The sequence below is a fragment of the Paracoccus sp. DMF-8 genome, assembly GCF_029309835.1.
GTDB lineage: Bacteria > Pseudomonadota > Alphaproteobacteria > Rhodobacterales > Rhodobacteraceae > Paracoccus.
The window spans coordinates 14,709-40,279 of sequence record NZ_JARJHL010000011.1 but is presented as its reverse complement, the minus strand read 5'-3'; the positions used below and the strand labels follow the sequence as shown (position 1 = coordinate 40,279).

Genomic DNA, 25,571 nt, shown 5'->3' with positions numbered 1-25,571 from the left:
CGCCCGCCTTGTCCATGAACCCAAGAGCGCAGCAGGGGGACCAGTTCCAAGAAGCTGACCGGAAAGGGGCAGATGCGTAAAAATTATGCAGATGACGCGCAAAAACATGCAGCCCGGACCCGGGGGACGGGGCGGGGCTGCGGAATGGAACCCCGCGAACGCCGGGATATCCGGGCTGTGCCTAGAAGATCACCAGATCGTCGATCAGCGCATTGGCATTTCCAAGACCGGCGATTCTCAGCACATTGCCATTGCCAAAGTTAAAAACGGTATTGCCGTTGACCACGGTTGCCATGTCGATCACCTGCGCAACGCTCAGGTCGCGGTTGCCCCATAACGCGTTGTTCAGCCGGATCGTGTCGATATCGTTCTGGAAATCCAGAATGGCATCGCGGCCCGCGGCATAGATGAATGTATCCTCGCCCAGACCGCCGCGCAGGCTGTCGTCGCCCAGGCCGCCGTTCAGCGTGTCATGGCCGATGGCGCCGACCAGCAGGTTGTTGCCCGCATTGCCGTTCAGGATATTGTTCAGCGCATTGCCGCGCCCGGTAAAACCCCCGGTCCCGGTCAGGACCAGATGTTCCAGATTGGCGCCAAGCGCATGGTCGCCCGCGATGCGCACCGTATCAATGCCCTGCCCAGCGTTTTCGACGATCTGGTCAAGCGCATCGGCGTTATAGGTGTCGTTGCCCATCCCGCCGCGCAGCAGATCGGCGCCCGGCCCCCCGGTCAGGGTATCCCTGCCCGCGCCGCCTTCCAGCGTGTCGTGACCAAAGCCGCCGACAAGGCTGTCATGCCCGCCACGGCCGAACAGCCGGTTGTTCATGCCATTGCCCGTCAGCACATTGTCCAGCGCATTGCCCCAGCCACCGAAGACGCCCGTGCCACCGATCACCAGCCGCTCCAGATGGTCGCCAAGCGCATAGTTGCGGTCCAGAATGGTCACCGTGTCGATGCCGCCGCCCGCGGTCTCGACGATGATGTCGTCGCCCAGAACGACATAGCTGTCATTGCCCGCGCCGCCGATCAGCCGGTCATTGCCAAAACCACCGTAAAGCGTGTCATTGCCCGCGCCGCCTTCCAGCGTGTCATGGCCCAGACCGCCCCACAGCCGGTTGTCGGCGACATTGCCGATCACGCGGTCATTGCCGCGCCCGGCGACGACATCCTCGATGATGGTGCCATGGGCGATGCGCATATTGCCTATCAGCCCATAGATGTTCGACGCGCTGCCCTGCACCAGCCGGATCACCTGATCTGCGCCATCCGACCCGAATTCCAGCCGGTCGCGCCCGCCATCATCCTGAATGGTAAAGGTGATGTAATCGCGCTGCGACGGGTCGCGCAGCATCGCGGCCAGCCGCGCGTAATTGCCGCCCAGATTGGTCGTTTCGCCGTAAACGCTATCCCCGACACGCAGACGCGCCGGGCCATACAGATCGCGCACGGCGATCAGATCGGCAACCATCGGCGTCACGGTAAAGGCGCGGCTGGCGTTGACGTAACTGTTCTGGCTCTGGTCGAAATAGGACATCAGCGTCGCCTGCCAACTGTCATTGGCATAATGGTTGTCCACCCCATAGACCGCCGCGCCATTGTAGTTTCCGGCATGTCCCAGCCCGAGCGCATGGCCGATCTCGTGCAGATAGGTCTGGTAGCTGTAGGTGTCGAAACCGCCGCCATAGGTCGCCAGCCAGTCGGTGCTGACATTCACGAAGGAACTGAGAATGCGGTTCCCGATGGTCGTCGAGGTCGAATAGGCGCCATCATATTTGTCGTCAAAGACGATATGCGACGCGCTGCCCGCGACATTGTAGCGAAAACTGATGCCGATGGCCTGTTCCCACGCCGTCAGCGCCGCCCGCGCAAATGTCTGTCCAAGCGCCGTCAGCCCCGCGATATCGACATCCAGCCCGCCGCCCGGCGCCACGTTGAACGACCTGCGCGCGGCACCCACGCTGTTCCAGAAACCATCCGTCAGCTGATGGGCGATTTCGGTCATCGTATAGGGTTGCGTGGGCAGGACCGTGCGGAGATTGGTGGTGGAAATCGTATGGGCGCCGGTCCTGCTGGAATAGGCCTCTGCCGCGATATAGAAAACGCCGCCCGTCGCCGTGTAATATTCCAGCATGGAATTCCATCCGGGGCCGGAATCGTCATCCCGCGCGATCATCTGGCCATTGGCGTCATACAGGCGCAGATAGGGATCGGTCAGCGCACCGGCGCCCGTGCCATCCAGATTGATCCGCACCGTCTGCCCGGCAGGGATGACGATGCGGATCCAGTCCTGATCGTAAGCGGTGCCGATGGTGCCGCGAAAACTGTCGCCGACGGCGATCTCATAGGGGGTGCCACGCCCCTCGGGCGCATCGCGACGCTCGGTATGGGTTGCCCGCATCACCGGGCCAGAGGGATGGCCCGTGACATGACCCGCAACATGGCCCGCAACGTGACCCGTGCCGCCGATGGTTGCGGACCCAGCCTGCGGCAGCCCAAATCCGGTTGCGCGAAAATCATGGCTCATGACAGGTCCCCGCTCTCATCCACACGTCAATCTTTGGATGGCGCCAGCCCGGCGATCAGGTCATCGGCAAAGCGGCGCAACTGGGTCCGGGGTATGGCCCCGCGATCCATGACCGTCAACGTCATCTCTGGCGTTGCGTAGCGTCGGCCGTCGCGCGTGACGACCAATTGCGCCACCAGCCCCGGACCCTTCAGGCCATGCCCGCGCAGATGGGCCACGACATCCCCTGCCATGGCTGCCCCGTCCCGGATCAGGCGCTGGTGCAGCGCGGTGCAAAGCGCCGCCGCATATCCCGGCCGGATGAAATTCAGATGACATATAAAACTTGATACATTTGCCCGAGGCCAATCAGAGCGTCGAAACAGATATTTTCATATTCCATTACAACACATTAGGCAAACAAGATCCGCACCTGCCGGAAAGGTCAGATTGTGCTTACGATCCGGTAATCCTTTTTGGATATCGTGGCCCGGGAACAGAATTGATTTAGGATCACCAATGAAACTGAAGGTCGTCCCTTTGCGCGAATATCATCTGGTCGAGGTTGAAGAACCCCGTCTGGATGCGGCAATCGCAACGGCATTCAAGGACCGTATGCGCGAAATCACCCCTCAGGCCAAAGGGTTGGTGATGCTGGACCTGCGCAATGTCAATTTCATGGACAGTTCGGGCCTTGGCGCCGTGATCGCGGTGCTGAAATCAATGCCGCAAGGCCGCAAGCTGGAGTTGACCGGGCTGACGCCGAATGTCGAACGGGTCTTCAGGCTGACGCGGATGGATCTGGTGTTCGACATCCGTCCCAATGCCGACGGCAACGCACCGCAGCAACCCACGCAGGAAGGTGACAAGGAATGAGGGGGATCATCTCTTTTTCACGGGGGGCGCTGCGTCAGGACTTTCGGCGCCAACCGATGTTTCATCGCGTCTTTCGCGCCGACAGTTCGGCGATCCGATCCGCCCTGATGGAGCTGAAGGGACGGTTTCAGCCCTATGCGGATGATGATGTCATCGGCCGTCTGGAACTGGCATTGGCCGAGGTTCTGAACAACATCTGCGAACATGGCGTCCAAATCATGTCGATCCCGGCCCGGACCGAATTTTCAGACCGGCCGGATGGCGCAGGGACGCGCGACGTGCCGTTGATCCATCTATGCGTGATCCGTCAGGACAACGGGCTGATCTGCGCGGTGACCGATGACGGCGTGCCGCTGCCCGATTCCTGCCTGCGCGGCCCGGATTACCAGATCGAAATGCGCGGCCGCCAACTGGATGCCGGGCTGGTCGCCGAACTGCCCGAAGGCGGTTTCGGCTGGTCCCTGATCCAGGGGCTGACCCATTCGATTCGCTACATCCGGGAAGACCGTCGCAATGTGCTGGCCTTTACCGTGCCCGATCAGGACAGCGATCCGGGCCGCGCCCCCGCGCAACTGGCGCTGTCCTGACGGACAGCCCCGGGCACCATGGCAAGAATCAGTTCAGGTGCAGATGCAGCGGATAGCGGCCGTCTTCAAACTCACCGAACATCGCGGTGACCTCGGGGTGTTCCAGCGGCTCGCCCGAAGAATCGGGCACCAGATTCTGTTCGGAAACATATGCGACGTAATAGGTCGCCTCGGTTTCCGCATAGAGATGGTAAAAGGGCTGATTGCGGGCCGGACGCGCCTCTTCGGGGATGGATTCATACCATTCCTCGGTGTTCGCGAATTCCGGATCGACATCAAACACCACCCCGCGGAACGGATGTTCCCGGTGCCGCACGATCTGACCCAGATTGTATTTCGCGATTTTCAACGTCGGCTGCATGTTCATCATTTTCAGGTGGTGCGGAGATACTTCGCAGCGGTCGGATTGTCCACCATATTGCACCGTTCAGGGGCACACCGACACAAATCCGTTGCGCAACGGCGATGAAAACGCCCCGGCCAAAGCATGGGCCGGGGCGTTATTCATACCAAAGTTGCGGGTTGCCCCGGCCATCGGCCTCATCGCTGCGCCGGTCGGGCTGGCAATGCCCCTTACAGCAGGAAATCCGCCGCCGTCAGTCGCGACACGCCGGTCAGCAGCAGTTCGAAATCGGCAATGCGGTCGCCCGTCACATCGGCCCGCACCACAAGATCTGCACCCGCCTGCATATACCAGACCGAATGGGCCTGCGCCTGCATCCCCGAAAAGCTGAAGTCCTGATTCCCGCCCAAACGCGCATTGGCGTCGATCTGGCGCAGGTCGATATCATCCACCCCGACCTGAAAATCGGTGATGCGGTCGCGCGCAACACCGGGCCGGCTGTCCGAAATCGCGGTAAAGACAAAGACATCGCGATCCGCGCCGCCGGTCATGATATCCGTGCCCGCGCCACCGATCAGCCGGTCGACACCGGCACCGCCGATCAGCCGGTCATTGCCCCCGGCCCCGGTCAGGATGTCGTTGCCGATCCCGCCGTTCAGCGTGTCATGACCCGCACCACCGTTCAGCACGTCATTACCCGCCAGCCCCAGCAACTGGTCATTGCCCGCCCCGCCCAACAGGGAATCATGACCGTTGCCGCCGTTCAGGACATCGTTGCCGACGCCGCCGTTCAGCAGGTCATTGCCATTCCCGCCCAAGAGCGTGTCATGCCCGCCGGCACCGATCAGCGTATCATTGCCGCCAAGACCGCTCAGCCGGTTATTGCCCGCATTGCCGGTCAGGTTGTTGCCCAGTCCGTTGCCGGTGCCGGTCAGGTGGCCATTGCCCAGCAGGACCAGCGCCTCGACATTCGCGGTCAGCGTATAGGAAAAATTGGCCCGGACGGTATCATGACCCTGGTTCGCAACTTCGCGGACAATGTCGCCTGCGCCGATGACATAGGTGTCATTGCCGCCAAGACCCGCCAGAATATTGCGCCCGGCATTGCCATACAGCCAGTTGGCGGCGGAATTGCCGGTGCCGTTGATATTGCCCGCACCGATCAGCACCAGGTTTTCGACGTGAGCCGTCAGTTGATAGCTGTGCGCGGCCCGCACGGTATCGACCCCACCGCCCGCGACCTCGACGATGGTGTCCTGCGCATCGACGATATAGACGTCATTGCCCGCACCGCCGATCAACCGGTCGGCCCCGGCGCCCCCGTCCAGCGTATCATTGCCCGCACCGCCGGACAGGATGTCACTGCCCCCCATCCCGCGCAGATGGTCATTGCCCGCGAACCCCTCGATCCGCTCGCCAATGGCGGTGCCGGTCAGCACGTCATGGCCCGCGGTGCCGCGCAGCGTCCCGTCATGGATCGTCCCCGTTCCCGTCGCGATCGTGGTGCGCGAGGAAATCTCTGCCGGAAAGGGCGGTGCGACGCGCAGATAGAACCGCTCGGTATCCTCAAGCTGCAGATCATAGGTGATTGCGACGGGAATCTCGATCCGGGTCTGGCCCGGCTGAAAGGTGATAGTGCCGCGCGAGGCCGTGAAATCCGACCCGGCAAGCGCCGTGCCCGCGACGGTTTCATAGCTGACCGTCACGGCCGTCGTCGCAGCCTGCGACAGTTCGACGACAAAGACCGCAACGCGACCGCCCGGCCCTTCGCGAACATCGGCATCTGACACCGCGATGCTGCGGTTGATCCCCGGCCCGTCATTGTCCAGAACCCAGCCCGTGGCGACCAGCCGCTGGTTGCCATTGCCGAATGTCGCCCCCGAAGGGTTGCGCAGCTCGACGAAAAAGCTTTCGTCGATTTCGTCGATGCTGTCGCTGTCAGAGCGGATATAGATCGTCCGTTCGGTCTGTCCGGGCTGGAAGGTAATGGTCCCCGACAAGGGATAAGAGCTGGAAGAATAGACATCGCTGCCACGCTCGGCCGTGCCGGACAATGTGTCGAAACTCACCGTCACGGCATCGCTGGCCGGTTGGGACAGCCGGATGACAAAGGGGATATAGCCCCCTTCGGTCGCGCGCCCGCCTTCGATGGAAAGCACGGGCAGGCTGTCATCGGTATCCTGAATCCGCGCCGTGCCCGCGGCCCCCGCAACACCATGCGCCCCGGTCACGATCAGGCCGAAGCTTTCAGCCGCCTCGGCAATATTGTCATTGATCAGATTGGCACGAACCACAGCCTCGGTCTGCCCGGCCAGAAAGGTGACCGTCCCGGTGCGGGCGACATAATCCGATCCGGCCCGCGCGCTGCCATCCTGCGTCTGAAAGGTAAAGGTCCGGTCATCCGTATAGGGTTGCGACAGGCTGATGGTGAAAACCGCCTGCCCCGCTTCTTCGACGACGACGGGGCTGGACACCGAAATGGCGCGGTTGTTCGTCGGACCGTCATTGTCCAGAACCCAGCCCGTGGCGCTGATCGTATGATTGCCATTGCCAAATCCGGCATTCGTGGGATTGGTCAGATGGACGGTGAAATCCTCGTCCATTTCATCCACGCTTTCACTGTCGGACCTGATATAGATCGTGCGGACGGTCTGCCCCGGCTGAAAGACGATTGTGCCGTTCAACGGATAGGAGCTTGAGCCGTATACGTCGACGCCCTGCTCGGCCGCGCCCGACAGGGTGTCGAAATCGACCGTAACCGCATCGGTCGCAGGTTGCGAAAGACGGATGGTAAAGGGAATATAACCGCCCTCGGTCGCATAACCGCCTTCGATGGACAGGATCGGCTGCGGGCCGTCGGTGTCCTGAATGCGCGCCGTGCCCGTCGCTCCGGCCACGCCATGCGCCCCTTCGACCGAAAGAAAGAAATTCTCGGTCGCTTCGGCGATATTGTTGTTGACGATGTTGACGGCAACGACAGCTTCGGTCTGGCCGGCCAGGAATGTCACGGTTCCGGTCCGCGCGACATAATCCGACCCCGCCACGGCGCTGCCATCATGGGTGCGATAGGTAAAGCTGCGATCCTCGGCATAGGGTTGCGACAGGCTGATGGTGAAAAGCGCCTGCCCCGTGCCCTCGACCACGATCGGATTGGAAACCTCGATGGCGTGGTTATTGCCCGGACCGTCATTGTCCAGAACCCATCCCACAGCGGAAATACTGGTGTTCAGGCCTTCGAAACGCGCGCCATTGGGATTGCTCAGTTCCAGATGGACGCTTTCATCCATCTCATCCTGACTTTCACTGTCGGCGCGAATACGCAGGGTTGCGGTAGTCTGGCCGGGGGTAAAGGTAACGGTCCCCGCCAGCGGATAAGAGCTGGAGCCATAAACATCCACGCCCCGTTCGCCGGTCCCGGACAATGTGTTGAAATTCACCGTCACGGCATCCAAAGCCGGCTCGGACAGTCGCAAAACAAAGTCGATATAACCGCCTTCGGTGGCACGGCCGCCTTCGATTGTCAGAATGGGATCTGGCATGGGACTCTCCTTTGGATGAACGCAAAAACGGGAATCGGCAAAATTCCACCGGCTTTGTCCATTTGCGCAAAACCCTGTGTCAAAACAACAAATCTTTCAGGGTTTATGCCTGTCCTTTTCGCCAGTGCCCGAGGCTTTCCGCATCCATTCCGGCTGTCGTCAGCCAGGATTTCGCGGCACATTGATTGCAATGCCTTGAAGGTAAATCTTCGGGATTTCCAAATGAATAACGCAGAAAATGGGTAAAAAACCTGAAATCGGCATCAATGCGAACCGCCAGATACCGACAGATCGCGCATCAGCGCGTCAAGGCAATACCTCGACCGCAACCGCGCCATCCGGCCCCAAAACCGCAATGCCACGATCCGAAATCTCGACCGCCGTCAACTGCCTGCCAAAGACCGCGCCGGTGTCGATGGCCAGCCGGTTGCCGTGATGCTCGACCGCGCCGACCGGGGTATGGCCGTGAACGACCAGCACGCCATGATCTAGCGGCGATCTCCAGGAATTCGCGCCGGATCCAGACCAGATCCTGTTCGTCCTGATCGGCCAGATCGACCCCCGGCCGCACGCCGGCATGGACGAAAAGCGCCTGCGGCTGCAGATACCACAAAGGCAGCGCGGCCAGCCATTCGGCATGTTCGGCAGGCACGCGGCGCAGGGCCTCGGCATGGGTCTGGGCCAGCGTCTGATCGGGCGAGATGCCATAGCTTCGCCAGTGTCGCCGCCGCGCCCAACCCGTGATGTACCGGCCATGTCAGCGGATGGCTCAGCGCCGGATCGACCCATTCCGGATTTTCCAGAAAGCGCGGCAGAAAGCGGTCATGATTGCCGCGCAGCACCATCCAGTTCCGCCCCCGCGCCTGCCCTTCGCGCAGATATTCGACGACACCGCGCGAATCCGGCCCCCGGTCGATCAGGTCGCCGACATGGACGATCTGCGCATCACGACCGGCCCGCGCCTCGATCCGGGCATGAAGATCGCGCAGCTTGTCCAGCTCTCCGTGAATGTCGCCGATGGCATGGATGGTCATCCCGCTCTCCTGGATCGAAAACCCCGGCCATTGGTGGCCGGGGTCGAACTTCGGGTCAAGCAGCTTCGGGGCCGATCAGACCTCGAACTGCATCGGCCGGACCTGCAGGAACTTGCCGGTCGCCGACAACGCGGCCAGCGCGCTTTCGGCAATCGGCTCGTCCAGATACAGGATCGCGATGGCATCATCCCCGGCCTTGGACCGGCCAAGGGTAAAGTTCGCGATGTTCACGCCCAGATCGCCCAGGGTCATCCCAAGCGCACCGATCACGCCCGGCACGTCCTTGTTGCGGGTATACAGCATATGCGCCCCGATCTCGGCATCGACATTGATTCCGCGGATCTGGATGAAACGCGGCTTGCCATCCGAAAAAACCGTGCCCGCAATCGACCGCTCACGCGCGTCCGTGACGACGGTGACCTTGATGTAGCCGTCGAAAATCCCCTGCTTGTCCTGATGCGTGGTCGCGATCTGGATGCCGCGCTCTTTCGCGGCAACCGGGGCTGACACCATGTTCATGTCAGGGTTCGAGGCCTTCATCAGACCCGCGATCACCGCCGCGTTCAGCGCATTCAGGTTCATCGTCGCGGCGACACCGTCATACAGGATGTTGATGGCCTTGATCGGCTCATCGGTCATCTGCCCGACAAAGCTGCCCAGATGGCTGGCCAGCTTGATCCACGGCCCCATGACCGCCGCTTCCTCCGCCGTGACCGAAGGCATGTTCAGCGCGTTCTGCACCGCCCCGGTCAGCAGGTAATCCGACATCTGTTCCGCCACCTGCAAGGCGACATTTTCCTGCGCCTCATTGGTCGAGGCACCCAGATGCGGCGTCACGACGACATTCGGCAGGCCGAACAGCGGCGAATCCGTGGCAGGCTCGACCGCAAAGACGTCAAAGGCCGCGCCGGCCACCCGACCCTCCTTCAAGGCCTCGGCCAGCGCCTCCTCATCGACCAGCCCGCCACGGGCACAGTTGATGACGCGCACGCCGGGCTTCAGCCTGGCAATCGCCTCGCGCGACAGGATGTTGCGGGTCTTTTCGGTCAGCGGCACATGAAAGGTGATGAAATCCGCCTTGCCCAGCAACTCGTCCAGCTCGACCTTCTTCACGCCCAGCTCGGTCGCCCGCTCTTCCGACAGAAAGGGGTCATAGGCCAGAACCTTCATCCGCAGCCCAAGCGCACGGTCGATGACGATCGACCCGATATTGCCCGCACCGATCACGCCAAGCGTCTTGTTGAAAACCTCGACGCCCATAAAGCGGTTCTTTTCCCACTTTCCCTCGCGGGTGCTGGCGCTGGCCTCGGGCAATTGCCGCGCCACGGCAAACATCATCGCAATCGCATGTTCGGCGGTGGTGACGCTGTTGCCGAACGGCGTGTTCATCACGATCACACCCTTGCGCGAAGCTGCCGGAATATCGACGTTATCCACCCCGATCCCGGCCCGCGCGATCACCTTCAGATTGGTCGCATTGGCCAACAGCTTCTCGGTCACCTTGGTCGCCGAACGAATGGCCAGACCGTCATATTGACCGATGATCTCGGCCAGCTTTTCCTTGTCCTTGCCGACATCCGGCAGGTAATCGACATCAACCCCGCGATCACGGAAAATCTGGACGGCGGTTTCCGAAAGCTTGTCCGAAACAAGAACCTTGGGCATCTTCTCTATCCTCTGGATATGCGGGACCGACCGGGCCAACCCGTCATCCCTTCTTCATCACTGAAATACCCCGGGGGTCCGAGGGCAGCGCCCCCGGCCACGGCCGGGACGGAAAAATCAGGCCTGCGCCGCGATCTCGGCGTTGAAGGCCCATTCGATCCAGGGCATCAGCGCCACGACATCGGACGTTTCCACCGTCGCACCGCACCAGATCCGCAGACCGGCAGGCGCATCGCGATAGGCACCGGCATCCAGCGCCACGCCTTCCTTCTCCAGCCGCTTGGCGACCGTCTTGGCAAAAGCCGCGCCATCCTTGATCCGCGCATCCGTGAACCGCACGCAGACCGAAGTGTTCGAGGCCGTCGCCGGGTCCACCGCCAGATCCGCAATCCAATCCCTGTCCGCGATGAAATCGCGCACCGCCGCCGCATTGGCGTTCGACCGCGCAAACAGCGCCTCTTTCCCGCCCAGGGCCTGCGCCCATTTCAGCGCGACCAGATAATCTTCGACGCACAGCATCGAAGGCGTGTTGATCGTCTCGCCCTTGAAAATCCCCTCGATCAGCTTGCCGCCCTTGGTCATGCGGAAAATCTTGGGCAGCGGCCATGCCGGGGTATAAGTCTCCAGCCGCTCGACCGCGCGGGGCGACAGGATCAGGACGCCATGCGCGCCCTCGCCGCCCAGAACCTTCTGCCAGCTGAAGGTCACCACATCCAGCTTGTCAAAGGGCAGATCCATCGCGAATGCCGCGCTGGTCGCGTCGCAGATGGTCAGCCCCTGACGGTCCGCCGGGATCACATCGCCATTCGGCACCCGCACGCCCGAGGTCGTGCCGTTCCAGGTGAACACCACATCACGCGCGAAATCGACCTGCGCGAAATCGACGATCTCGCCATAGGGGGCCTTGCGCACCACCGCGTCCAGCTTCAGCTGCTTGACGACATCGGTGACCCAGCCTTCGCCAAAGCTTTCCCAGGCCAGCATTTCCACAGGCCGCGCGCCCAGCAGCGACCACAGGGCCATTTCGACGGCGCCGGTATCCGACGCGGGCACGATGCCGATGCGGTAATCCGCGGGCACGCCCAGAATGTCACGGGTCAGATCAATCGCCTCGGCCAGCTTTGCCTTGCCCACAGCGGAACGATGCGAGCGGCCCAAAGGCGCGTCGGAAAGCATGTTCAGATCAAATGCGGGGATTTTGGCGCAGGGGCCCGAGGAAAAACGCGGATTCGCCGGCCGCGTTGCCGGTGCTTGTGCAGTCATGTTCTACCCTTCCAGGTATATAGCCTCGCGTTGGGGCGAGGTGTCCCGCTGACCGCACTAGACCCAAGGTCCGAGTCGCGCAAGAGCGAAAATGGGTCGCTTTCGACTTTCTTTCCGCGCCACCTTTGCACTGGCGAAATTGCCACGGCTGGTCTACCGAATGGCGCGACCAGCCCGCCCGTCCAGCCTTGGGGAAACCGCCGTGCAGACCATCACGCTTCTGGCCGCGCCGACGCGCGCCGATCTTTCCGACAGCATCATCGACGCTTTGCGCGACCGCTGGCAGGGTGGCCATACGATCTGGCTTGCCCCTGGAATCGCTGCAGAATTCCCCGTCGACCAGATCCCCGGCGATTTCTGGCAGGAATGGGAAAACATGCAGGCCCTTGGCTTTGACATGGCCATCCAGCCGACCGCCACGCGGCGCAAGGCGATCCTGATCGCCGATATGGATTCGACCATGATCCAGCAGGAATGCATCGACGAACTGGCCGATTTCGCCGGTGTCGGCGAACGGGTCGCCGCCATCACCGCCCGCGCCATGAACGGAGAGCTGAATTTCCACGAGGCCCTGATCGAGCGTGTCGGCCTGCTGGCCGGGCTGAACGAATCGGTGATTGCGCAGGTGCTGGCGGAACGCATCACGCTGGCCCCCGGCGGGCGCGAACTGGTCGCGACGATGCGCGGACAGGGCGCCTATGCGGCGCTGGTGTCCGGCGGGTTTCTGGAATTCACCGGCCCGGTCGCGAAAATGCTGGGCTTTGACGAAGACCGCGCCAACACGCTTTTGTCCGATGACGGCGTGCTGACCGGCCATGTCGGCCTGCCGGTTCTGGGCCGCGAGGCCAAGGTCGAGGCCCTGCATGACATCGCCGCCGCACGCGGCCTGACGCCGCAGGATGCGATTGCGGTGGGCGACGGCGCGAATGATCTGGGCATGTTGCAGCTTGCCGGGACGAGGGTTGCGCTGCATGCCAAGCCATCGGTCGCGGCACAGGTCAGCATCCGGGTCAATCATGGCGATCTGACGGCGCTTTTATATCTGCAAGGCTATGGCCGCGACGAATTCCTGATCTGAATCCGCCGCGTGAATCGGGTAAAAATACCGCGCATTTGCCGCTTTCCTTCTGTCAGCCCCAGACAATTCTTGCGGATGCGTCGATTCGGTGACAGTAACGGCGGCCATGAGTCCCCTTATCAAAACGCCGCGCATCAAAGCCCTGTCCGTCCACCTGCTGACCGCCACCGGCGCGATCTGGTCGATGCTTGCCATTCTGGCCGCGGTCCAGGGCGAATGGTCGCAGATGTTTTTCTGGCTGCTGATCGCGCTGATCGTCGATGGCATCGACGGCCCGCTGGCGCGGCTTTACGGGGTCAAGAAACACTGGCCGACCTATGACGGCGTGTTGATGGACCTGATCATCGACTATCTGACCTATGTCTTCATCCCGGCCTTTGCCCTGTTCGGGTCGGGGCTGTTGCCGGGCTGGACGGGGTGGTTCGCGATTATCGTGATCGTCTATGGATCGGTCCTGTATTTCGTTGATACCCGCATGAAAACCCGTGATTTTTCATTCGCGGGCTTTCCCGGCTGCTGGAACATGGTGGTGCTGGTGCTGTTCGCGCTGCAACCCGCATGGTGGGTCAGCCTGGCGGTGGTCGTGATCCTGACCTATGCGATGTTCACCAATATCAAGTTCATCCACCCGGTCCGCACCAAACGCTGGCGCGCGATTTCGCTGCCGATGACGGCGGGTTGGGTGTTCTTTGCCGGTTGGGCGACCTTTGTCGATTTCCACCCCGAAAGCTGGGCGCATTGGGGGCTGATCATCACCTCGCTATGGCTGATGTGCGCGGGCTTCGTGCAGCAACTGACCGAACCCAAAGCTTGATCCCGGCGCATTTGCGCTGAAATATGCCCGCGACACAGGCCCCGCATACGGGCGCTCACCCGGGGGACACAGATGATCTTTCGCCTTACCCTTTCGACCGCGCTGCTGGCTCTGACCGCCGGTCTGGCACAGGCACGCGACGATGTGACGATCGGCATGGTGCTGGAGCCGCCAAACCTTGACCCGACATCGGGGGCGGCGGCGGCGGTGGATGAAATCACCTATGGCAACATCTTTCAGGGCCTGACCCGCATCGCGGCCGATGGCGCGGTCCAGCCCGCGCTGGCCACTTCATGGGAGGTGCTGGATGACGGCCGCACCTATGTCTTTCACCTGCGCGAAGGCGTCAGCTTTCACGACGGCAGCGCCTTTGACGCATCGGATGTGGTGTTCACGCTGGACCGCGCCCGCGCCGAAAACAGCACCAACGCGCAAAAGGAACTGTTCCAGGGCATCGAAACGGTCGAGGCCATCGACCCCCGGACCGTCCGCGTCACGCTGAACGCGCCCGATGGCGGCTTTGCCTATAACATGGCTCGGGGCGATGCGGTGATCTCGGACCCGGCCAGCGCGGATCAGGCCGCGACCGCCCCCATCGGCACCGGCCCCTATCGGCTGGCGGGCTGGCGGCAGGGCGACAGCATCCGGCTGGAGGCGTTCGCGGACTACTGGGGCGACACGCCCGCGATCACCAATGCCACCTTTCGTTTCATCGCCGATCCGACGGCGGCCTTTGCCGCGATCATGGCGGGCGATGTCGATGCCTTTCCGAACTATCCCGCCGTCGAAACCCTGCCCCAGATCGAATCGGACCCGCGTTTCAAGGTCATCATCGGCACGACCGAAGGCGAAACGATCCTGGCCATGAACAACGCGCAAAAGCCGCTGGACGATATCCGCATCCGGCAGGCGATCAGCCATGCGATCAACCGGCAGGACGTGATCGACGGCGCGATGTTCGGAGTCGCCACGCCCATCGGCACGCATTTCGCGCCGATGCATCCCGATTATGTCGACCTGACCGGCCTGTCCGCTTACGACCCCGAACTGTCGAAAAAGCTGCTGGCCGAGGCGGGCGCATCAGACCTGAACCTGCGGCTGGCGCTGCCGCCCCCGCCCTATGCCCGGCGCGGCGGCGAAATCATCGCGGCGCAGTTGCGCGCGGTCGGCATCCGGACCGCGATCACCAATATGGAATGGGCGCAATGGCTGGAAACCGTGTTCAAGGGCGGTGATTTCGACCTGACGATCATCAGCCATGTCGAGCCGATGGATATCGGCATCTACGCCCGCGAGGATTATTATTTCCACTACGCCCGCCCCGAATTTCAGCAGGTCATGGCGCAACTGAAAGCCACCGTCGATCCCGACGAACGCAGCGCCTTGCTGCGTCAGGCGCAGGAACTGATCGCGGCGGATTACGTCAATGGCTGGCTGTTCCAACTGCCAAAGGTCGGCGTTGCCGATGCCGGGTTGCAGGGGCTGTGGCAGGACGCCCCGATGCCCGCCAATGATCTGGCCGGGCTGCGCTGGCAGGATTAATTCTTCAGCACCAGACAGCGGCCACCCAAGGATTTCAGCCGGTTGCAAAAGGCCAGCGCCTCGTTGCGGGTTTCGTAGCCGATCTGGGCGGTATAGACGCGCCGCCCGCCGGCCGACAGGCGGCGTTGCAGATAGCTGACCCGTTTGCCGCCCAGAATCGGGCGCAACTGGCGGTTCAGCCGCGTGATCTGCTGGTTCACCCCCGCCCTGCTGGGATGCGAGGCGACGATCACGCCCCAGGGCCATGCGCGTTGCGGGGTCTGGAATTCGCGGATCGTGCGGTTGCCGGCCAGCGTGACACAGGCGGGAAAGAATTCCTTGTCCTTGTCCAGACGCAGGTCCAGCTTGTCGGCATCGGGCGGTTCAAGCCGCCAGACATCGGCGGAATGGCCGGTGATCGCCTCGACGTAATCCAGCGTTTCCCAAGGCAGCCTGCCGCCCTGCTGCTTGTAGCGGGCGGCGCGGTTTTCGCCGCCGTTATAGGCGACGGCGGCCAGCCCGATATTGCCGAAACCATCGGTCAACTGGCGCAGGTAGCGGGCCGAGATGTCGATGGATTTCGCCGGGTTGAAGGGATCGTCCAGCCCGACGATATCGGCCGTGCCGGGCATGAATTGCGCGATCCCCTGCGCGCCCGCCGGGCTGATCGCACCCGCCTCGAACAGGCTTTCCTTCCACAGCAGCCGCGCCAGAAAATGCGGGTCGATGCCATGCTGGGCCGAGGCCAGCTCGATGGCGCGGCAGACATCGGGGACATAGTTGGCCAGCGCGATGCAGACCCGCCCGTCAGCGGTGCAGCGCCGGTCCGCGCTTTCGGCGGCAGCGGTCGGGGTTGCCGGTCCGGCATCGGCCGCTTCGCGCGCGGAAACCGGCGCGGCGAAAGCCGGCACAGCGGTGAGGGCAATCAGGGCAGCCAACAGAAAACGTCGCATCGTGGCGGAAACCGGAACAGGGAAAGGGCGGGTATCAACATCAGCGCGGGCAAGGGATAGCAAAGCCCGCGCGCTTTGCAAACCGTCCCGCCAATGGAAAACGCGCCCCGGACTGGCCAGGGCGCGCAACTGTCGTTGTCAGGGCAGGGCCGCTTAGCGTTTGCGCGCGGCGGCTGCCGCCTGACGTTCTGCCAGCGCGGCCTGCTGGGCCTGATATTCGGCGGGCGAAACCATGTAGCCATCCGGCGTCTCGACCAGTTCGCCCTCATACATGCGGCTTTCGGCGGCCGAGCGGACCTTGACATAGGTGCCGCGCGGCACCTCGTTGAACAGGTCCATCACGTCCTGGTTGAACAGGCGGATACAACCGGCCGAGGTCGCCTTGCCGATGGAACTGGGGTCCATCGTGCCATGGATGCGATACATCGTATCGGCGCTGCCCTGATACAGATACAGCGCGCGCGAGCCCAACGGATTGTCGGCGCCGCCTTTCACGCCGCCCGCCAGATGACCATACAGCTCGGGTTCGGTCCGCACCATATTGGCGGTGGGGGTCCAGGACGGCCATGCCGCCTTGCGCTGAATCGTCGCCTCGCCCGCGAAACCCTTGCCCGCACGGCCGACGGCGACGCTGTAGCGCATCGCCTCGCCATTGGGCATGACGTGATAGAGGAAACGCGAATAGGGATCGACAACGATCGAACCGGGTGCCTCGGGGCCGTTATAGGCCACGCGCTGACGCATGTTGCGTTCGCTCAGATAAGCGGGGCGGATGGCGGGGATCGTGATCGGTTCGCCATTCGGCCCCTGATCGACACGGGCCTGATAGATCGCGGGCGTGGTCGTCACGGTCGAGGTGGTCGAGTTGGCAGGCGTCTGGTCCGTGCAGGCGGCCAGACCCAACGCCAGAATCAGCATGAGCGGGGCGGTACGCATTTTTTTCTTCCTTCGTAACGCAGCGGCGCGACAGGCATCGCGGCCGGGGCAGCAGTGGCGAAGGCGGCAAGCATGGCTGCGCGCGCCCCCGCACGATTCGATTTGCAGGCTAAAGGTCAGTTAACCCGGTGAATCGTCAAGAGCATCCCAGAATCGCCTCACCTTTCGTCACAAGACTGTTGCCCACAGGCTGCGTTTTGCCCCGCCTTCTGCCCTAGGCGCGCGCCGGTTGGGGCTGCGCGACGGGATGGCTGCGCCGCGTGCCGCGCGTGTAACGGACATAGCCCAGATCCTCGGATTCGATTTCCGGGGCGCGGCCCGACATCAGATCGGCCAGCACCCGGCCCGAGCCTGCGGCCATCGTCCAGCCCGCGGTGCCGTGACCGCTGTTCAGGTAAAGGTTCGGCAGATGCGTCGCACCGACGATGGGCGTGCCGTCCGGCGTCATCGGGCGCAACCCGCACCAGAAATCCGCCCGGCGCAGATCGCCCGCGCCACCGAACAGATCGCCCACCGACAGCTCCAGCGTTTCGCGGCGGCGGGGGTTCAGGCGCATGTCGAAACCGGCGATTTCGGCCAACCCGCCGACGCGGATCCGGTCGCCCAGCCGGGTGATCGCGATCTTGTAGGTTTCATCCATGACGGTCGACACCGGCGCGCGATCCGTATCGACGACCGGGATGGTCAGCGAATAGCCTTTCAGCGGATAGATCGGCAGTTTCAGCCCCAGATGCCGGACAAGGAAAGGCGAATAGGACCCTAGGGCCACGACATAGCGGTCGGCGCTCATCATGCCCTGATCGGTTTCGACCCCGGTGATCCGCCCGCCATCGGCGTGCAGCGCGCGGATATCGACGCCCCATTGAAAGGTCACGCCCGCCGCCCGCGCCATTTCGGCAAGGTTGTTGGTGAATTTGAAGCAATCGCCGGTTTCATCGCCCGGCAGGCGCAACCCGCCGACGATCCGGTCGCGCGATGCGGCCAGCCCCGGTTCGGCAGCCACGCAGCCATCGGTGTCCAGCACCTCGAAGGGGACGCCGTCGGCCTGCAGCACCGCGATATCCTTGGCCGCCGCGTCGATCTGTTTCTGGCTGCGGAACAGTTGCAAGGTGCCCTGCGTGCGTTCGTCATAATGGATGCCGGTTTCCATGCGCAGGTCGCGCAGGCAGTCGCGGCTGTATTCGGCCAGACGCACCATCCGGCTTTTGTTCAGCGCATAGGCCGAGGCGGTGCAGTTCTTCAGCATCTGCGCCATCCAACTGGCGCGCTGCATGTCGAAACGCGGCTGCAGAACCAGCGGCGCATGGCGCTGGAACATCCATTTGATCGCCTTTTGCGGCACGCCCGGCGCCGCCCAGGGCGAGGAATAGCCCGGCGAAATCTCTCCGGCATTGGCGAAGCTGGTTTCCAGCGCGGGGCCGGTCTGGCGGTCGATCACCGTGACGTCATGGCCCGCGCGGGCCAGATACCATGCCGAGGTGACCCCGATGACGCCCGCACCCAGAATGATGACTTTCATGACCCGACGCTCCCCCTGTTCGGCTGATCGCTTTCCTTTGGCAAGGATAGGCGTTCGGCGTGAAAAGAAATCCCGTTTCAGCCCGTCCACCAGGAATTACACGCAAGATCATCCGGCAACATGGCGAATATCTGACGAAATATTCACGGATAGTCCGAAAACGTGAAAGAAAGAACCGAATCGACAGAATCGCGACGGCCTGACCTGCCCGGATTTGCGGCATCCCTGGCCAAGATTGCAGCCGGGCGCGTCAGTGTTAAGTTAGGGCCGTCACCATACCGGAATGCCAGCTTTGTCCGATCGCAAGAATCCGCTCGCCCCGTTTCGCCACAAGGATTTCCGCACGCTGTGGTCGGCCACCCTGGTTTCGAATTTCGGCGGGCTGGTGCAGGCGGTGGGCGCCGCCTGGATGATGACGCAACTGACGGATTCGCCGACGCTGATCGCGCTGGTGCAGGCGTCGAACACGCTGCCGATCATGCTGTTCGCGCTGGCCTCTGGCGCGCTGGCCGACAATTTCGACCGCCGCACGCTGCTGATCGGGGCGCAGGCCTTTATGGCAATCGTTTCGGCGCTGCTGGCGGTGGCGGCATGGACGGGGCTGATGACGCCCTGGCTGCTGCTGGCGTTCACCTTTCTGATCGGCATGGGTCAGGCGCTGTATAACCCGCCCTGGCAGGCCAGCATGGGCGATCTGGTCCCGCGCGAGGATCTGCCCGGCGCGGTGACGCTGAATTCGGTCGGGTTCAACCTGATGCGCAGCGTCGGGCCCGCGGCGGGCGGGATCATTACGGCGGCCTGGGGGGCGGCTGCGGCTTTCGTGTCAATGCGCTCAGCTATATTCCCCTGATGGCGGCGCTGCTGCTGTGGCGACCGCCTGCGCCAAAGCGCGAAATCTCGCGCGAGCCTTTCGTCAGCGCGGTCGGTGCGGGGCTGCGCCATGTCGCGCTGTCGCCCAATCTGGTGCGCGTGCTGATCCGGGCGGGGCTGTTCGGCTTTTCCGCCGTCTCGATCCCGGTGCTGCTGCCGCTGGTCGCGAAATCCATGCCGAGGGCGGGTCGCTGTTGTTCGGGATGTTGCTGGGCTGCTACGGCGTCGGCGCCATTCTGGGGGCGGTCGCCAATCCGATCATCCGCGAAAGGCTGTCGAATGAAATCATCGTCCAGATTTCATTCGCCAGTTTCGTGGTGGCGGCGCTGGCGCTGGCCTTTACCGACAGCATCTGGCTGCAGGGGCTGGCGATCCTGCCCGCCGGGATGGGCAGGGTCATGGCGCTGTCGCTGTTCAATGTCTCGGTCCAGTTGTCGACGCCGCGCTGGGTCGTGGCGCGGGCGCTGGCGCTGTATCAGACCGCGACCTTTGGCGGGATGGCGGCGGGGTCGTGGATCTGGGGTTCGGTCGCCAGCGCATCGGGGACGGATACCGCACTGGCGCTGGCCGCCGTGCCGCTGCTGATCGGCGCACTGGTCGGGCGCTGGCTGTCCGTCCCCGAATTCGGCACGCTGGATCTGGACCCGGCCAACCGCTTTCGCGAACCCGAATTGCGGCTGGATCTGCGCGGGCGGTCGGGGCCGATCATGGTCATGATCGACTATCACATCGACCAGCAGGATGCGCCCGAATTCCTTGAGCTGATGGCCCGGCGCCGCAACATCCGCCGCCGCGACGGGCGCGCAACTGGGCGCTGCTGCGCGATCTGGAAAACCCGGCGATCTGGTCGGAAAGCTATCATATCGCGACCTGGGACGAATATGTCCGCCACAACATGCGCCGCACCAAGGCCGATTCCACCGTCACCGAGGAACTTGCGAAACTGCACAAAGGCCCCGGCGCGCCCCATGTCCATCGCCTGATCGAGCGTCATACCGTTTCGCCCGACGACGACATGCCCCTGATCGGCAAGATCGAGGTGCCGCGACAAAGGCCCGCACCCTTGCATCCGGTTTCCCGGGGGCCGCGCCATGACGCGCTATCTGCTGCGGCGGCTGATTTCGTTCGGCCTCAGCCTGCTGGCGTCATCCCTCGTGGTGTTTTCGGTGGTCGAGATGGTGCCAGGCGATCCGGCCAGCTATGTGCTGGGGACCGGTGCGCAACCCGAAACGCTGGCCTCGCTGCGCCAGCAGATGGGTCTGGACCAGCCCTTTGCGCTGCGCTACGCGCATTGGCTGGGCGGGGTTCTGGAGCGGGGATTTCGGCACCAGCTTTACCTACAGGACACCGATCGGGCAGATGATCCTGGACCGGATGCAGGTGTCGCTGCCGCTGGCGGCGGGGGCGCTGGCGTTGTCGGTGCTGATCGCGTTTCCCGTGGCCATCTGCGCCGCCGCGCGCCGGGGAACCCGCAGCGATGCCACGGTCATGGCAGCGACCCAGCTTGGCATTGCGCTGCCGAATTTCTGGTTCGCGATCCTGCTGGTTCTGGTCTTTGCCGTGCAATGGCGGCTGCTGCCCTCGGGCGGGTTTCCCGGCTGGGGCGACCCTGCCGCCGCCCTGCGTGCGCTGATCCTGCCCATGGTCGCGCTGGCCCTGCCGCAGGCGGCGATTCTGGCCCGCGTCCTGCGTTCCGCCCTGATCGAGGTGATGGATCAGGACTTCATCCGCACCGCCCGCGCCAAGGGGCTTTCGGCCGGGCGCGCCCTGCGCCGCCATGCGCTGCGCAATGCGCTGATCCCGGTGCTGACGATCATGGGGATGCAGTTTTCCTTTTTGCTGGCCGGGGCGATCATCATCGAAAACGTCTTTTCCCTGCCCGGTCTGGGCCGGATGATCTTTCAGGCGATCAACCAGCGCGACCTGATCACCGTGCAATCGGCGGTTCTGGTGCTGGTCGCGGCGGTCATTCTGGTGACCTTTCTGGTCGATCTGGCCTATGCCGCCACCGACCCGAGGCTGCGCCGCAGATAGAGGCTGCGCGATCTGGTGGCGGCGCGATCTTTGCCGCGATCCTGCTGGCCGCGCTGCTGTCGCTGGTCTGGACGCCCTGGGACGTCACGCAGATCAGCGTCGCGGAACGGCTGCGGCCGCCCTCGGCCGCGCATCTGCTGGGGACCGATCATCTGGGGCGCGACATCCTGTCGATGCTGATGGTGGGCGCGCGGGTTTCCATCACAGTGGCGCTGGTCGCGGTGGGGATCGGGGCGGGGGTCGGCGTGCCCTCGGGGCTGGTCGCGGCGGCCCGGCGCGGCGGCTGGCTGGACGAGGTGGTGATGCGCGGCAACGATCTGGTCTTTGCCTTTCCCAGTCTGGTCATCGCGATCCTGATCACCGCGGCCTATGGCCCGTCGGCGGTGAATGCGATCATCGCCATCGGCATCTTCAACATCCCGGTTTTCGCGCGGGTGACACGCGGGGCGGCGCTGCCGGTCTGGACGCTGGACTATATCCGCGCCGCCCATGTCGCGGGCAAGGGCGATGCGCGGATCAGCCTGGAACATATCCTGCCCAATGTCGCAAACCTGCTGATCGTGCAGGCCACGATCCAGTTCAGCCTTGGCATCCTGGCCGAGGCGGGGCTGAGCTATGTCGGCCTTGGCGCACAGCCTCCGCTGCCCAGTTGGGGGCGGATGCTGGCGGAATCGCAGACGATGGCGATGATGGCGCCCCATGTCGCGATCATTCCGGGGCTGTGCATCGTCCTGACCGTGCTGGGGCTGAACCTGCTGGGCGATGGCCTGCGCGATGCGCTGGACCCCAGACTGACCCGCAACAACGGCGGCGCGGAATGATCGAGGCCGGCAACCTGTCCGTCACCATCGCCGGCCGCAGCGTCCTGCAAGGCGTCGATCTGCGGCTGGAACCGGGTCAGGTCACCGGGCTGGTCGGGGAAAGCGGCTCGGGCAAGTCGATGACTGCGCTGGCCCTGATCGGCCTGCTGCCGCAGGGCGCGCGCGCGACAGGCCGGGTCACGCTGGACGGGCGCGACCTGCTGTCCCTGCCCGAGGATGAGCTGTGCCGCATCCGCGGCAAGCGCATCGCCATGATCTTTCAGGAGCCGATGACCGCGCTGAACCCGCTGATGACCATCGGCGATCAGGTGGCCGAGGTCATCCGCATCCATACCGGCGCCGACCGCCGCACCGCGCAGGCACAGGCGCGGGACCGGCTGGACCGCGTCGGCCTGCCCGGCCCCGCGCTTTCCCTGTCGCTCTATCCGCATGAGCTGTCGGGCGGTCAGCGCCAGCGCGTCGCGATTGCGATGGCGATCGCCCTGCGCCCCGACCTGCTGATCGCGGATGAGCCGACGACCGCGCTGGATGTGACGACGCAGGCCCGGATCCTTGACCTGCTGCGCGGCCTTGTCCGGGACGAGGGCATGGCGCTGCTGCTGATCACCCATGACCTTGCCGTGACCGCCGGAATCGCGGATCGCGTGGCGGTGATGCAGGACGGCCGGATCGTCGAGGCGGGCCCGGCCCGGACCCTGTTCCGCCAGCCCCGCCACGCCTATACGCGCGAACTTTTCGCGGCCTCGGACCACCAGCCGGCGGCGGTTGCGGCGCAGATCGGGCCGCCGCTGGTGCAGGTGCAGGACGCGGTGCGCGATTACGCCCTGCCCGGCGGCTGGTTCGGCACGCCAAGGCATCTGCGCGCGGTGGATCATGTCAGCCTGACCCTGCATGCGGGCGAATCGCTTGGGCTGGTCGGGCCATCGGGCTGCGGGAAATCGACGCTGACGCGCATGATCCTCGGGCTGGATCCGCTGCAGGGCGGGCAGATCCTGCTGGACGGCCAGCCGGTGCGCGCCGGACGGATGGGCCGCGATCTGCGCGCGATGGTGCAATGCGTCTTTCAGGATCCCTGTGGCGGCTTCGATCCGCGCTGGCGGGTCGAGGATCTGGTCGCCGAACCCTTTCACCTGACCGGCCGCCCCGCCGACTGGCGCGCGCGGGTGACGCAGGCGCTGGCCGAGGTCGGCATCCCCCGCGATGCCCTGCGCCGCTTTCCGCACGAGTTTTCGGGCGGCCAGCGCCAGCGCATCGCCATCGCCCGCGCGCTGGTCATCCGCCCGCGCCTGATCGTGCTGGATGAGGCGGTCAGCGCGCTGGATGTCCGCGTCCGCGCGCAGGTGCTGGACCTGCTGGCCTGGCTGCGGCGCGATCACGGGCTGGCCTATCTGTTCATCAGCCACGACCTGTCCGTGGTGCGCCGCATCACCGACCGGATCTGCATCATGGATCAGGGGCGGATCGTCGAAACCGGCCCGACCGGACAGGTCATGACCGCGCCCGGCCATCCCGCGACGCGGCAGCTTGTCGCGGCCACTCCGCGGATTCCCGCGGATTGAGCGCCTGCCGCCGATCACGGTTAAGCCAGCCCCTTGCAGCACCCGCGCCGCGCGCCCATGTCGAACCCGCGACATCAGGAAGGAACGCATCATGCAATGCCCGATCGACGGTGAAACCCTGGTCATGGCCGACCGCAACGGAGTCGAGATCGACTATTGCCCGAAATGCCGGGGCGTCTGGCTGGACCGGGGCGAGCTGGACAAGATCGTCGAACGCGCGGCGGGCGGGCGTGACAGCGACCGGCGCGATGACAGACGTGATGACCGCAGGGAAGATCGGCGTGACGACAGGCGTGATGATCGGCGCGACAGCCGCCATGACGACGACGACCGCCGCTATTACAGCGATGATCGCGACGGGCGCGACGGGCGGGGCCATCACGGCAAGCGCCGCGAATCCTTTCTGTCGGATCTGTTCGATTTCTGACCGGCGCGTCACCGGACATGTGATCGGGGGGCACAGAGCGCAACAGGCCCCGCGCTGGCGCAGGGCCTGTCTCCCTCCCTCGATTGGGCAGCGGTGCCTCCCGCACGGCCGCCCGGGCATTCTATTGCTGGCTGGCGATCAACTCTGCCTGCCGCACGATCACTTGTGCCTGACGAATGGACGCGATGTCAACAAGTCGACCTCTGTATACCGTCGCTCCGGCACCACTTTTTTTCGCATCTTCCATCGCAGATAGAATTTCCTGCGCTTCTTTCACCGCTTTTTCACCGGGAGAGAAAATTTCATTGGCCAGAGCGACCTGCTTGGGGTGAATCGCCCATTTCCCGACCATGCCCAGAGTCGCCGAACGCAGGGCCTGCGCGCGGAAGCCCTCTTCATCGCTGAAATCGCCGAAAGGCCCGTCAACCGGCAGCACGCCATGGGTGCGGCAGGCGGCGACAATCGCGGCCTGCGCCCAGTGCCACGGATCGGACCAGTATTTCTGGCCTTCGCGCGCCATGTAATAGTTTTCCTGTGTGCCGCCGATGCCGGTCGTGGCCATGCCCATGCTGGCCGCGAAATCGGCGGCGCCAAGGCTCATCGCCTGCAGGCGCGGGCTGGAGGCCGCGATCTCTTCGACATGGGCGATGCCTGCGGCGGTTTCGATGATGACCTCCGGGCTGATCTCGCTTGGCCCGGCCCTTGGCGGATTCAATCGCGGTGACCAGCGCATCGACGGCATAGACGTCCGCCGCATTGCCGACCTTGGGGATCATGATCTGGTCCAGCCGGTCGCCCGCCTGTTCCAGCAGATCGACGACATCGCGATACCAGAAGGGCGTGTCCAACCCGTTGATGCGCACCGAAAGCGTCTTGTTGCCCCAATCAATATCGCCGATGGCCTGAATGATGTTCCTGCGCGCCTGCGGCTTATCGTCGAGGGCGACGGAATCTTCCAGATCGAGGTTGATCACATCCGCCGCAGACCCCGCCATCTTTTCAAACAGCGCCTCGCGCGAGCCGGGGCCGAAAAGCTGGCAGCGGTTCAGACGGGCGGGCGCGGGGGGTTGGGTGCGAAAGGACATGCAAACCTCTTTGGCAATGATATGTCGCAGATTGCTGCCTGATCGTTAGATTATTGCCCCGACACCTTCAAGGACATTTCGCATCCGCAGCATGACCCACACCTGTTTCTGCACCCGCATTCACCACCAAATGGTCAGGAACCC

19 protein-coding genes and 3 pseudogenes are annotated in these 25,571 nt (G+C 63.8%); 10 read left to right on the top strand and 12 right to left on the bottom strand.

What is annotated here, in order from left to right:
- Positions 1 to 181: 181 nt before the first annotated feature.
- On the bottom strand, positions 182 to 2,524 hold the full coding sequence (locus PE067_RS11720) for a M10 family metallopeptidase (RefSeq protein WP_276189551.1): 2,343 nt from the start codon (positions 2,522 to 2,524) through the stop codon (positions 182 to 184).
- Positions 2,525 to 2,550: 26 nt separating this feature from the next.
- Entirely contained in the window at positions 2,551 to 2,757 is a 207-nt protein-coding gene (locus PE067_RS11715) for a hypothetical protein (RefSeq protein WP_276189550.1), read from the bottom strand.
- A 265-nt stretch (positions 2,758 to 3,022) separates the two neighbouring features.
- Between PE067_RS11715 and PE067_RS11710 the strand changes: the two genes are divergently transcribed.
- On the top strand, positions 3,023 to 3,379 hold the full coding sequence (locus PE067_RS11710) for an STAS domain-containing protein (protein ID WP_276189549.1): 357 nt from the start codon (positions 3,023 to 3,025) through the stop codon (positions 3,377 to 3,379).
- Positions 3,376 to 3,966, top strand: a complete 591-nt coding sequence (locus PE067_RS11705) for an ATP-binding protein (protein ID WP_276189548.1) — start codon at positions 3,376 to 3,378, stop codon at positions 3,964 to 3,966. The genes PE067_RS11710 and PE067_RS11705 overlap by 4 nt, the downstream gene beginning before the upstream one ends.
- 28 nt (positions 3,967 to 3,994) lie before the next feature.
- Here the strand turns inward: PE067_RS11705 and hspQ are convergent, their stop codons facing one another.
- The 6 genes from hspQ to PE067_RS11680 form a co-directional block, all read right to left on the bottom strand.
- Positions 3,995 to 4,327 (bottom strand): heat shock protein HspQ, encoded by a 333-nt coding sequence (gene hspQ, locus PE067_RS11700; RefSeq protein WP_276189547.1) that lies wholly within the window; start codon positions 4,325 to 4,327, stop codon positions 3,995 to 3,997.
- A 212-nt stretch (positions 4,328 to 4,539) separates the two neighbouring features.
- Positions 4,540 to 7,848 carry a Calx-beta domain-containing protein gene (locus tag PE067_RS11695; protein WP_276189546.1) on the bottom strand — a complete coding sequence of 1,103 codons (3,309 nt, stop codon included), beginning with the start codon at positions 7,846 to 7,848 and terminating at the stop codon, positions 4,540 to 4,542.
- 306 nt (positions 7,849 to 8,154) lie between these two features.
- Positions 8,155 to 8,328, bottom strand: coding sequence for a hypothetical protein (locus PE067_RS21880; RefSeq protein WP_346429691.1), 174 nt, complete (start codon positions 8,326 to 8,328; stop codon positions 8,155 to 8,157).
- Between the two features lie 8 nt (positions 8,329 to 8,336).
- Positions 8,337 to 8,882, bottom strand: coding sequence for a metallophosphoesterase (locus PE067_RS11690; protein WP_346429690.1), 546 nt, complete (start codon positions 8,880 to 8,882; stop codon positions 8,337 to 8,339).
- A gap of 75 nt (positions 8,883 to 8,957) precedes the next feature.
- A complete protein-coding gene (serA, locus tag PE067_RS11685) occupies positions 8,958 to 10,547 on the bottom strand; it encodes a phosphoglycerate dehydrogenase (protein ID WP_276189545.1) in 1,590 nt (529 codons plus the stop codon).
- 117 nt (positions 10,548 to 10,664) lie between these two features.
- Positions 10,665 to 11,810 (bottom strand): phosphoserine transaminase, encoded by a 1,146-nt coding sequence (locus tag PE067_RS11680; protein ID WP_276189544.1) that lies wholly within the window; start codon positions 11,808 to 11,810, stop codon positions 10,665 to 10,667.
- A 202-nt stretch (positions 11,811 to 12,012) separates the two neighbouring features.
- Here PE067_RS11680 and serB point away from each other — a divergent pair, with 202 nt between their 5' ends.
- The 3 genes from serB to PE067_RS11665 all read left to right on the top strand — a co-directional run bounded on the left by serB (position 12,013) and on the right by PE067_RS11665 (position 15,244).
- On the top strand, positions 12,013 to 12,888 hold the full coding sequence (gene serB / locus PE067_RS11675; protein ID WP_276190017.1) for a phosphoserine phosphatase SerB: 876 nt from the start codon (positions 12,013 to 12,015) through the stop codon (positions 12,886 to 12,888).
- Between the two features lie 106 nt (positions 12,889 to 12,994).
- Entirely contained in the window at positions 12,995 to 13,702 is a 708-nt protein-coding gene (locus PE067_RS11670; protein ID WP_276189543.1) for a phosphatidylcholine synthase, read from the top strand.
- 72 nt (positions 13,703 to 13,774) lie between these two features.
- On the top strand, positions 13,775 to 15,244 hold the full coding sequence (locus PE067_RS11665; RefSeq protein ID WP_276189542.1) for an ABC transporter substrate-binding protein: 1,470 nt from the start codon (positions 13,775 to 13,777) through the stop codon (positions 15,242 to 15,244).
- Here PE067_RS11665 and PE067_RS11660 read toward each other — a convergent pair.
- The 3 genes from PE067_RS11660 to PE067_RS11650 form a co-directional block, all read right to left on the bottom strand.
- Complete coding sequence (locus PE067_RS11660; protein ID WP_276189541.1) at positions 15,241 to 16,176, bottom strand: lytic transglycosylase domain-containing protein; 936 nt, start codon at positions 16,174 to 16,176, stop codon at positions 15,241 to 15,243. The genes PE067_RS11665 and PE067_RS11660 overlap by 4 nt on opposite strands.
- Before the next feature lie 153 nt (positions 16,177 to 16,329).
- The gene (locus PE067_RS11655) at positions 16,330 to 17,112 is read right to left on the bottom strand and encodes a L,D-transpeptidase (protein WP_276189540.1); all 783 of its coding nucleotides are present in this window, start codon (positions 17,110 to 17,112) and stop codon (positions 16,330 to 16,332) included.
- 214 nt (positions 17,113 to 17,326) lie between these two features.
- On the bottom strand, positions 17,327 to 18,631 hold the full coding sequence (locus PE067_RS11650) for a D-amino acid dehydrogenase (RefSeq protein WP_276189539.1): 1,305 nt from the start codon (positions 18,629 to 18,631) through the stop codon (positions 17,327 to 17,329).
- Between the two features lie 283 nt (positions 18,632 to 18,914).
- Here PE067_RS11650 and PE067_RS11645 point away from each other — a divergent pair.
- The 5 genes and pseudogenes from PE067_RS11645 to PE067_RS11625 all read left to right on the top strand — a co-directional run.
- Positions 18,915 to 20,525: pseudogene (locus tag PE067_RS11645) on the top strand (MFS transporter); the annotation flags it as partial.
- Between the two features lie 67 nt (positions 20,526 to 20,592).
- Positions 20,593 to 21,535 (top strand): annotated as a pseudogene (locus PE067_RS11640) (ABC transporter permease).
- Positions 21,532 to 22,356, top strand: a complete 825-nt coding sequence (locus PE067_RS11635; protein WP_276190015.1) for an ABC transporter permease — start codon at positions 21,532 to 21,534, stop codon at positions 22,354 to 22,356. Before PE067_RS11640 ends, PE067_RS11635 begins: the two are co-directional and overlap by 4 nt.
- Positions 22,353 to 23,915: an ABC transporter ATP-binding protein gene (locus PE067_RS11630; RefSeq protein WP_276189538.1), complete on the top strand. Its 1,563-nt coding sequence runs from the start codon at positions 22,353 to 22,355 to the stop codon at positions 23,913 to 23,915. The genes PE067_RS11635 and PE067_RS11630 overlap by 4 nt, the downstream gene beginning before the upstream one ends.
- 91 nt (positions 23,916 to 24,006) lie before the next feature.
- Positions 24,007 to 24,342, top strand: coding sequence for a zf-TFIIB domain-containing protein (locus PE067_RS11625; RefSeq protein WP_276189537.1), 336 nt, complete (start codon positions 24,007 to 24,009; stop codon positions 24,340 to 24,342).
- Positions 24,343 to 24,463: 121 nt separating this feature from the next.
- Here PE067_RS11625 and PE067_RS11620 read toward each other — a convergent pair.
- Positions 24,464 to 25,427: pseudogene (locus tag PE067_RS11620) on the bottom strand (L-malyl-CoA/beta-methylmalyl-CoA lyase).
- Positions 25,428 to 25,571: the final 144 nt, after the last annotated feature.

Coding starts and splice junctions, on each gene's coding strand:
- hspQ (WP_276189547.1), bottom strand. CDS start 4,327: ATGCAGCCGACGTTGAAAATCGCGAAATACAATCTGGGTCAGATCGTG.
- PE067_RS11655 (WP_276189540.1), bottom strand. CDS start 17,112: ATGCGTACCGCCCCGCTCATGCTGATTCTGGCGTTGGGTCTGGCCGCC.
- PE067_RS11690 (WP_346429690.1), bottom strand. CDS start 8,882: ATGACCATCCATGCCATCGGCGACATTCACGGAGAGCTGGACAAGCTG.
- PE067_RS11670 (WP_276189543.1), top strand. CDS start 12,995: ATGAGTCCCCTTATCAAAACGCCGCGCATCAAAGCCCTGTCCGTCCAC.
- PE067_RS11625 (WP_276189537.1), top strand. CDS start 24,007: ATGCAATGCCCGATCGACGGTGAAACCCTGGTCATGGCCGACCGCAAC.
- PE067_RS11715 (WP_276189550.1), bottom strand. CDS start 2,757: ATGGCAGGGGATGTCGTGGCCCATCTGCGCGGGCATGGCCTGAAGGGT.
- PE067_RS11710 (WP_276189549.1), top strand. CDS start 3,023: ATGAAACTGAAGGTCGTCCCTTTGCGCGAATATCATCTGGTCGAGGTT.
- PE067_RS11660 (WP_276189541.1), bottom strand. CDS start 16,176: ATGCGACGTTTTCTGTTGGCTGCCCTGATTGCCCTCACCGCTGTGCCG.
- PE067_RS11720 (WP_276189551.1), bottom strand. CDS start 2,524: ATGAGCCATGATTTTCGCGCAACCGGATTTGGGCTGCCGCAGGCTGGG.
- PE067_RS11695 (WP_276189546.1), bottom strand. CDS start 7,848: ATGCCAGATCCCATTCTGACAATCGAAGGCGGCCGTGCCACCGAAGGC.
- PE067_RS11705 (WP_276189548.1), top strand. CDS start 3,376: ATGAGGGGGATCATCTCTTTTTCACGGGGGGCGCTGCGTCAGGACTTT.
- PE067_RS11650 (WP_276189539.1), bottom strand. CDS start 18,631: ATGAAAGTCATCATTCTGGGTGCGGGCGTCATCGGGGTCACCTCGGCA.
- PE067_RS11630 (WP_276189538.1), top strand. CDS start 22,353: ATGATCGAGGCCGGCAACCTGTCCGTCACCATCGCCGGCCGCAGCGTC.
- PE067_RS11665 (WP_276189542.1), top strand. CDS start 13,775: ATGATCTTTCGCCTTACCCTTTCGACCGCGCTGCTGGCTCTGACCGCC.
- serA (WP_276189545.1), bottom strand. CDS start 10,547: ATGCCCAAGGTTCTTGTTTCGGACAAGCTTTCGGAAACCGCCGTCCAG.
- PE067_RS11680 (WP_276189544.1), bottom strand. CDS start 11,810: ATGACTGCACAAGCACCGGCAACGCGGCCGGCGAATCCGCGTTTTTCC.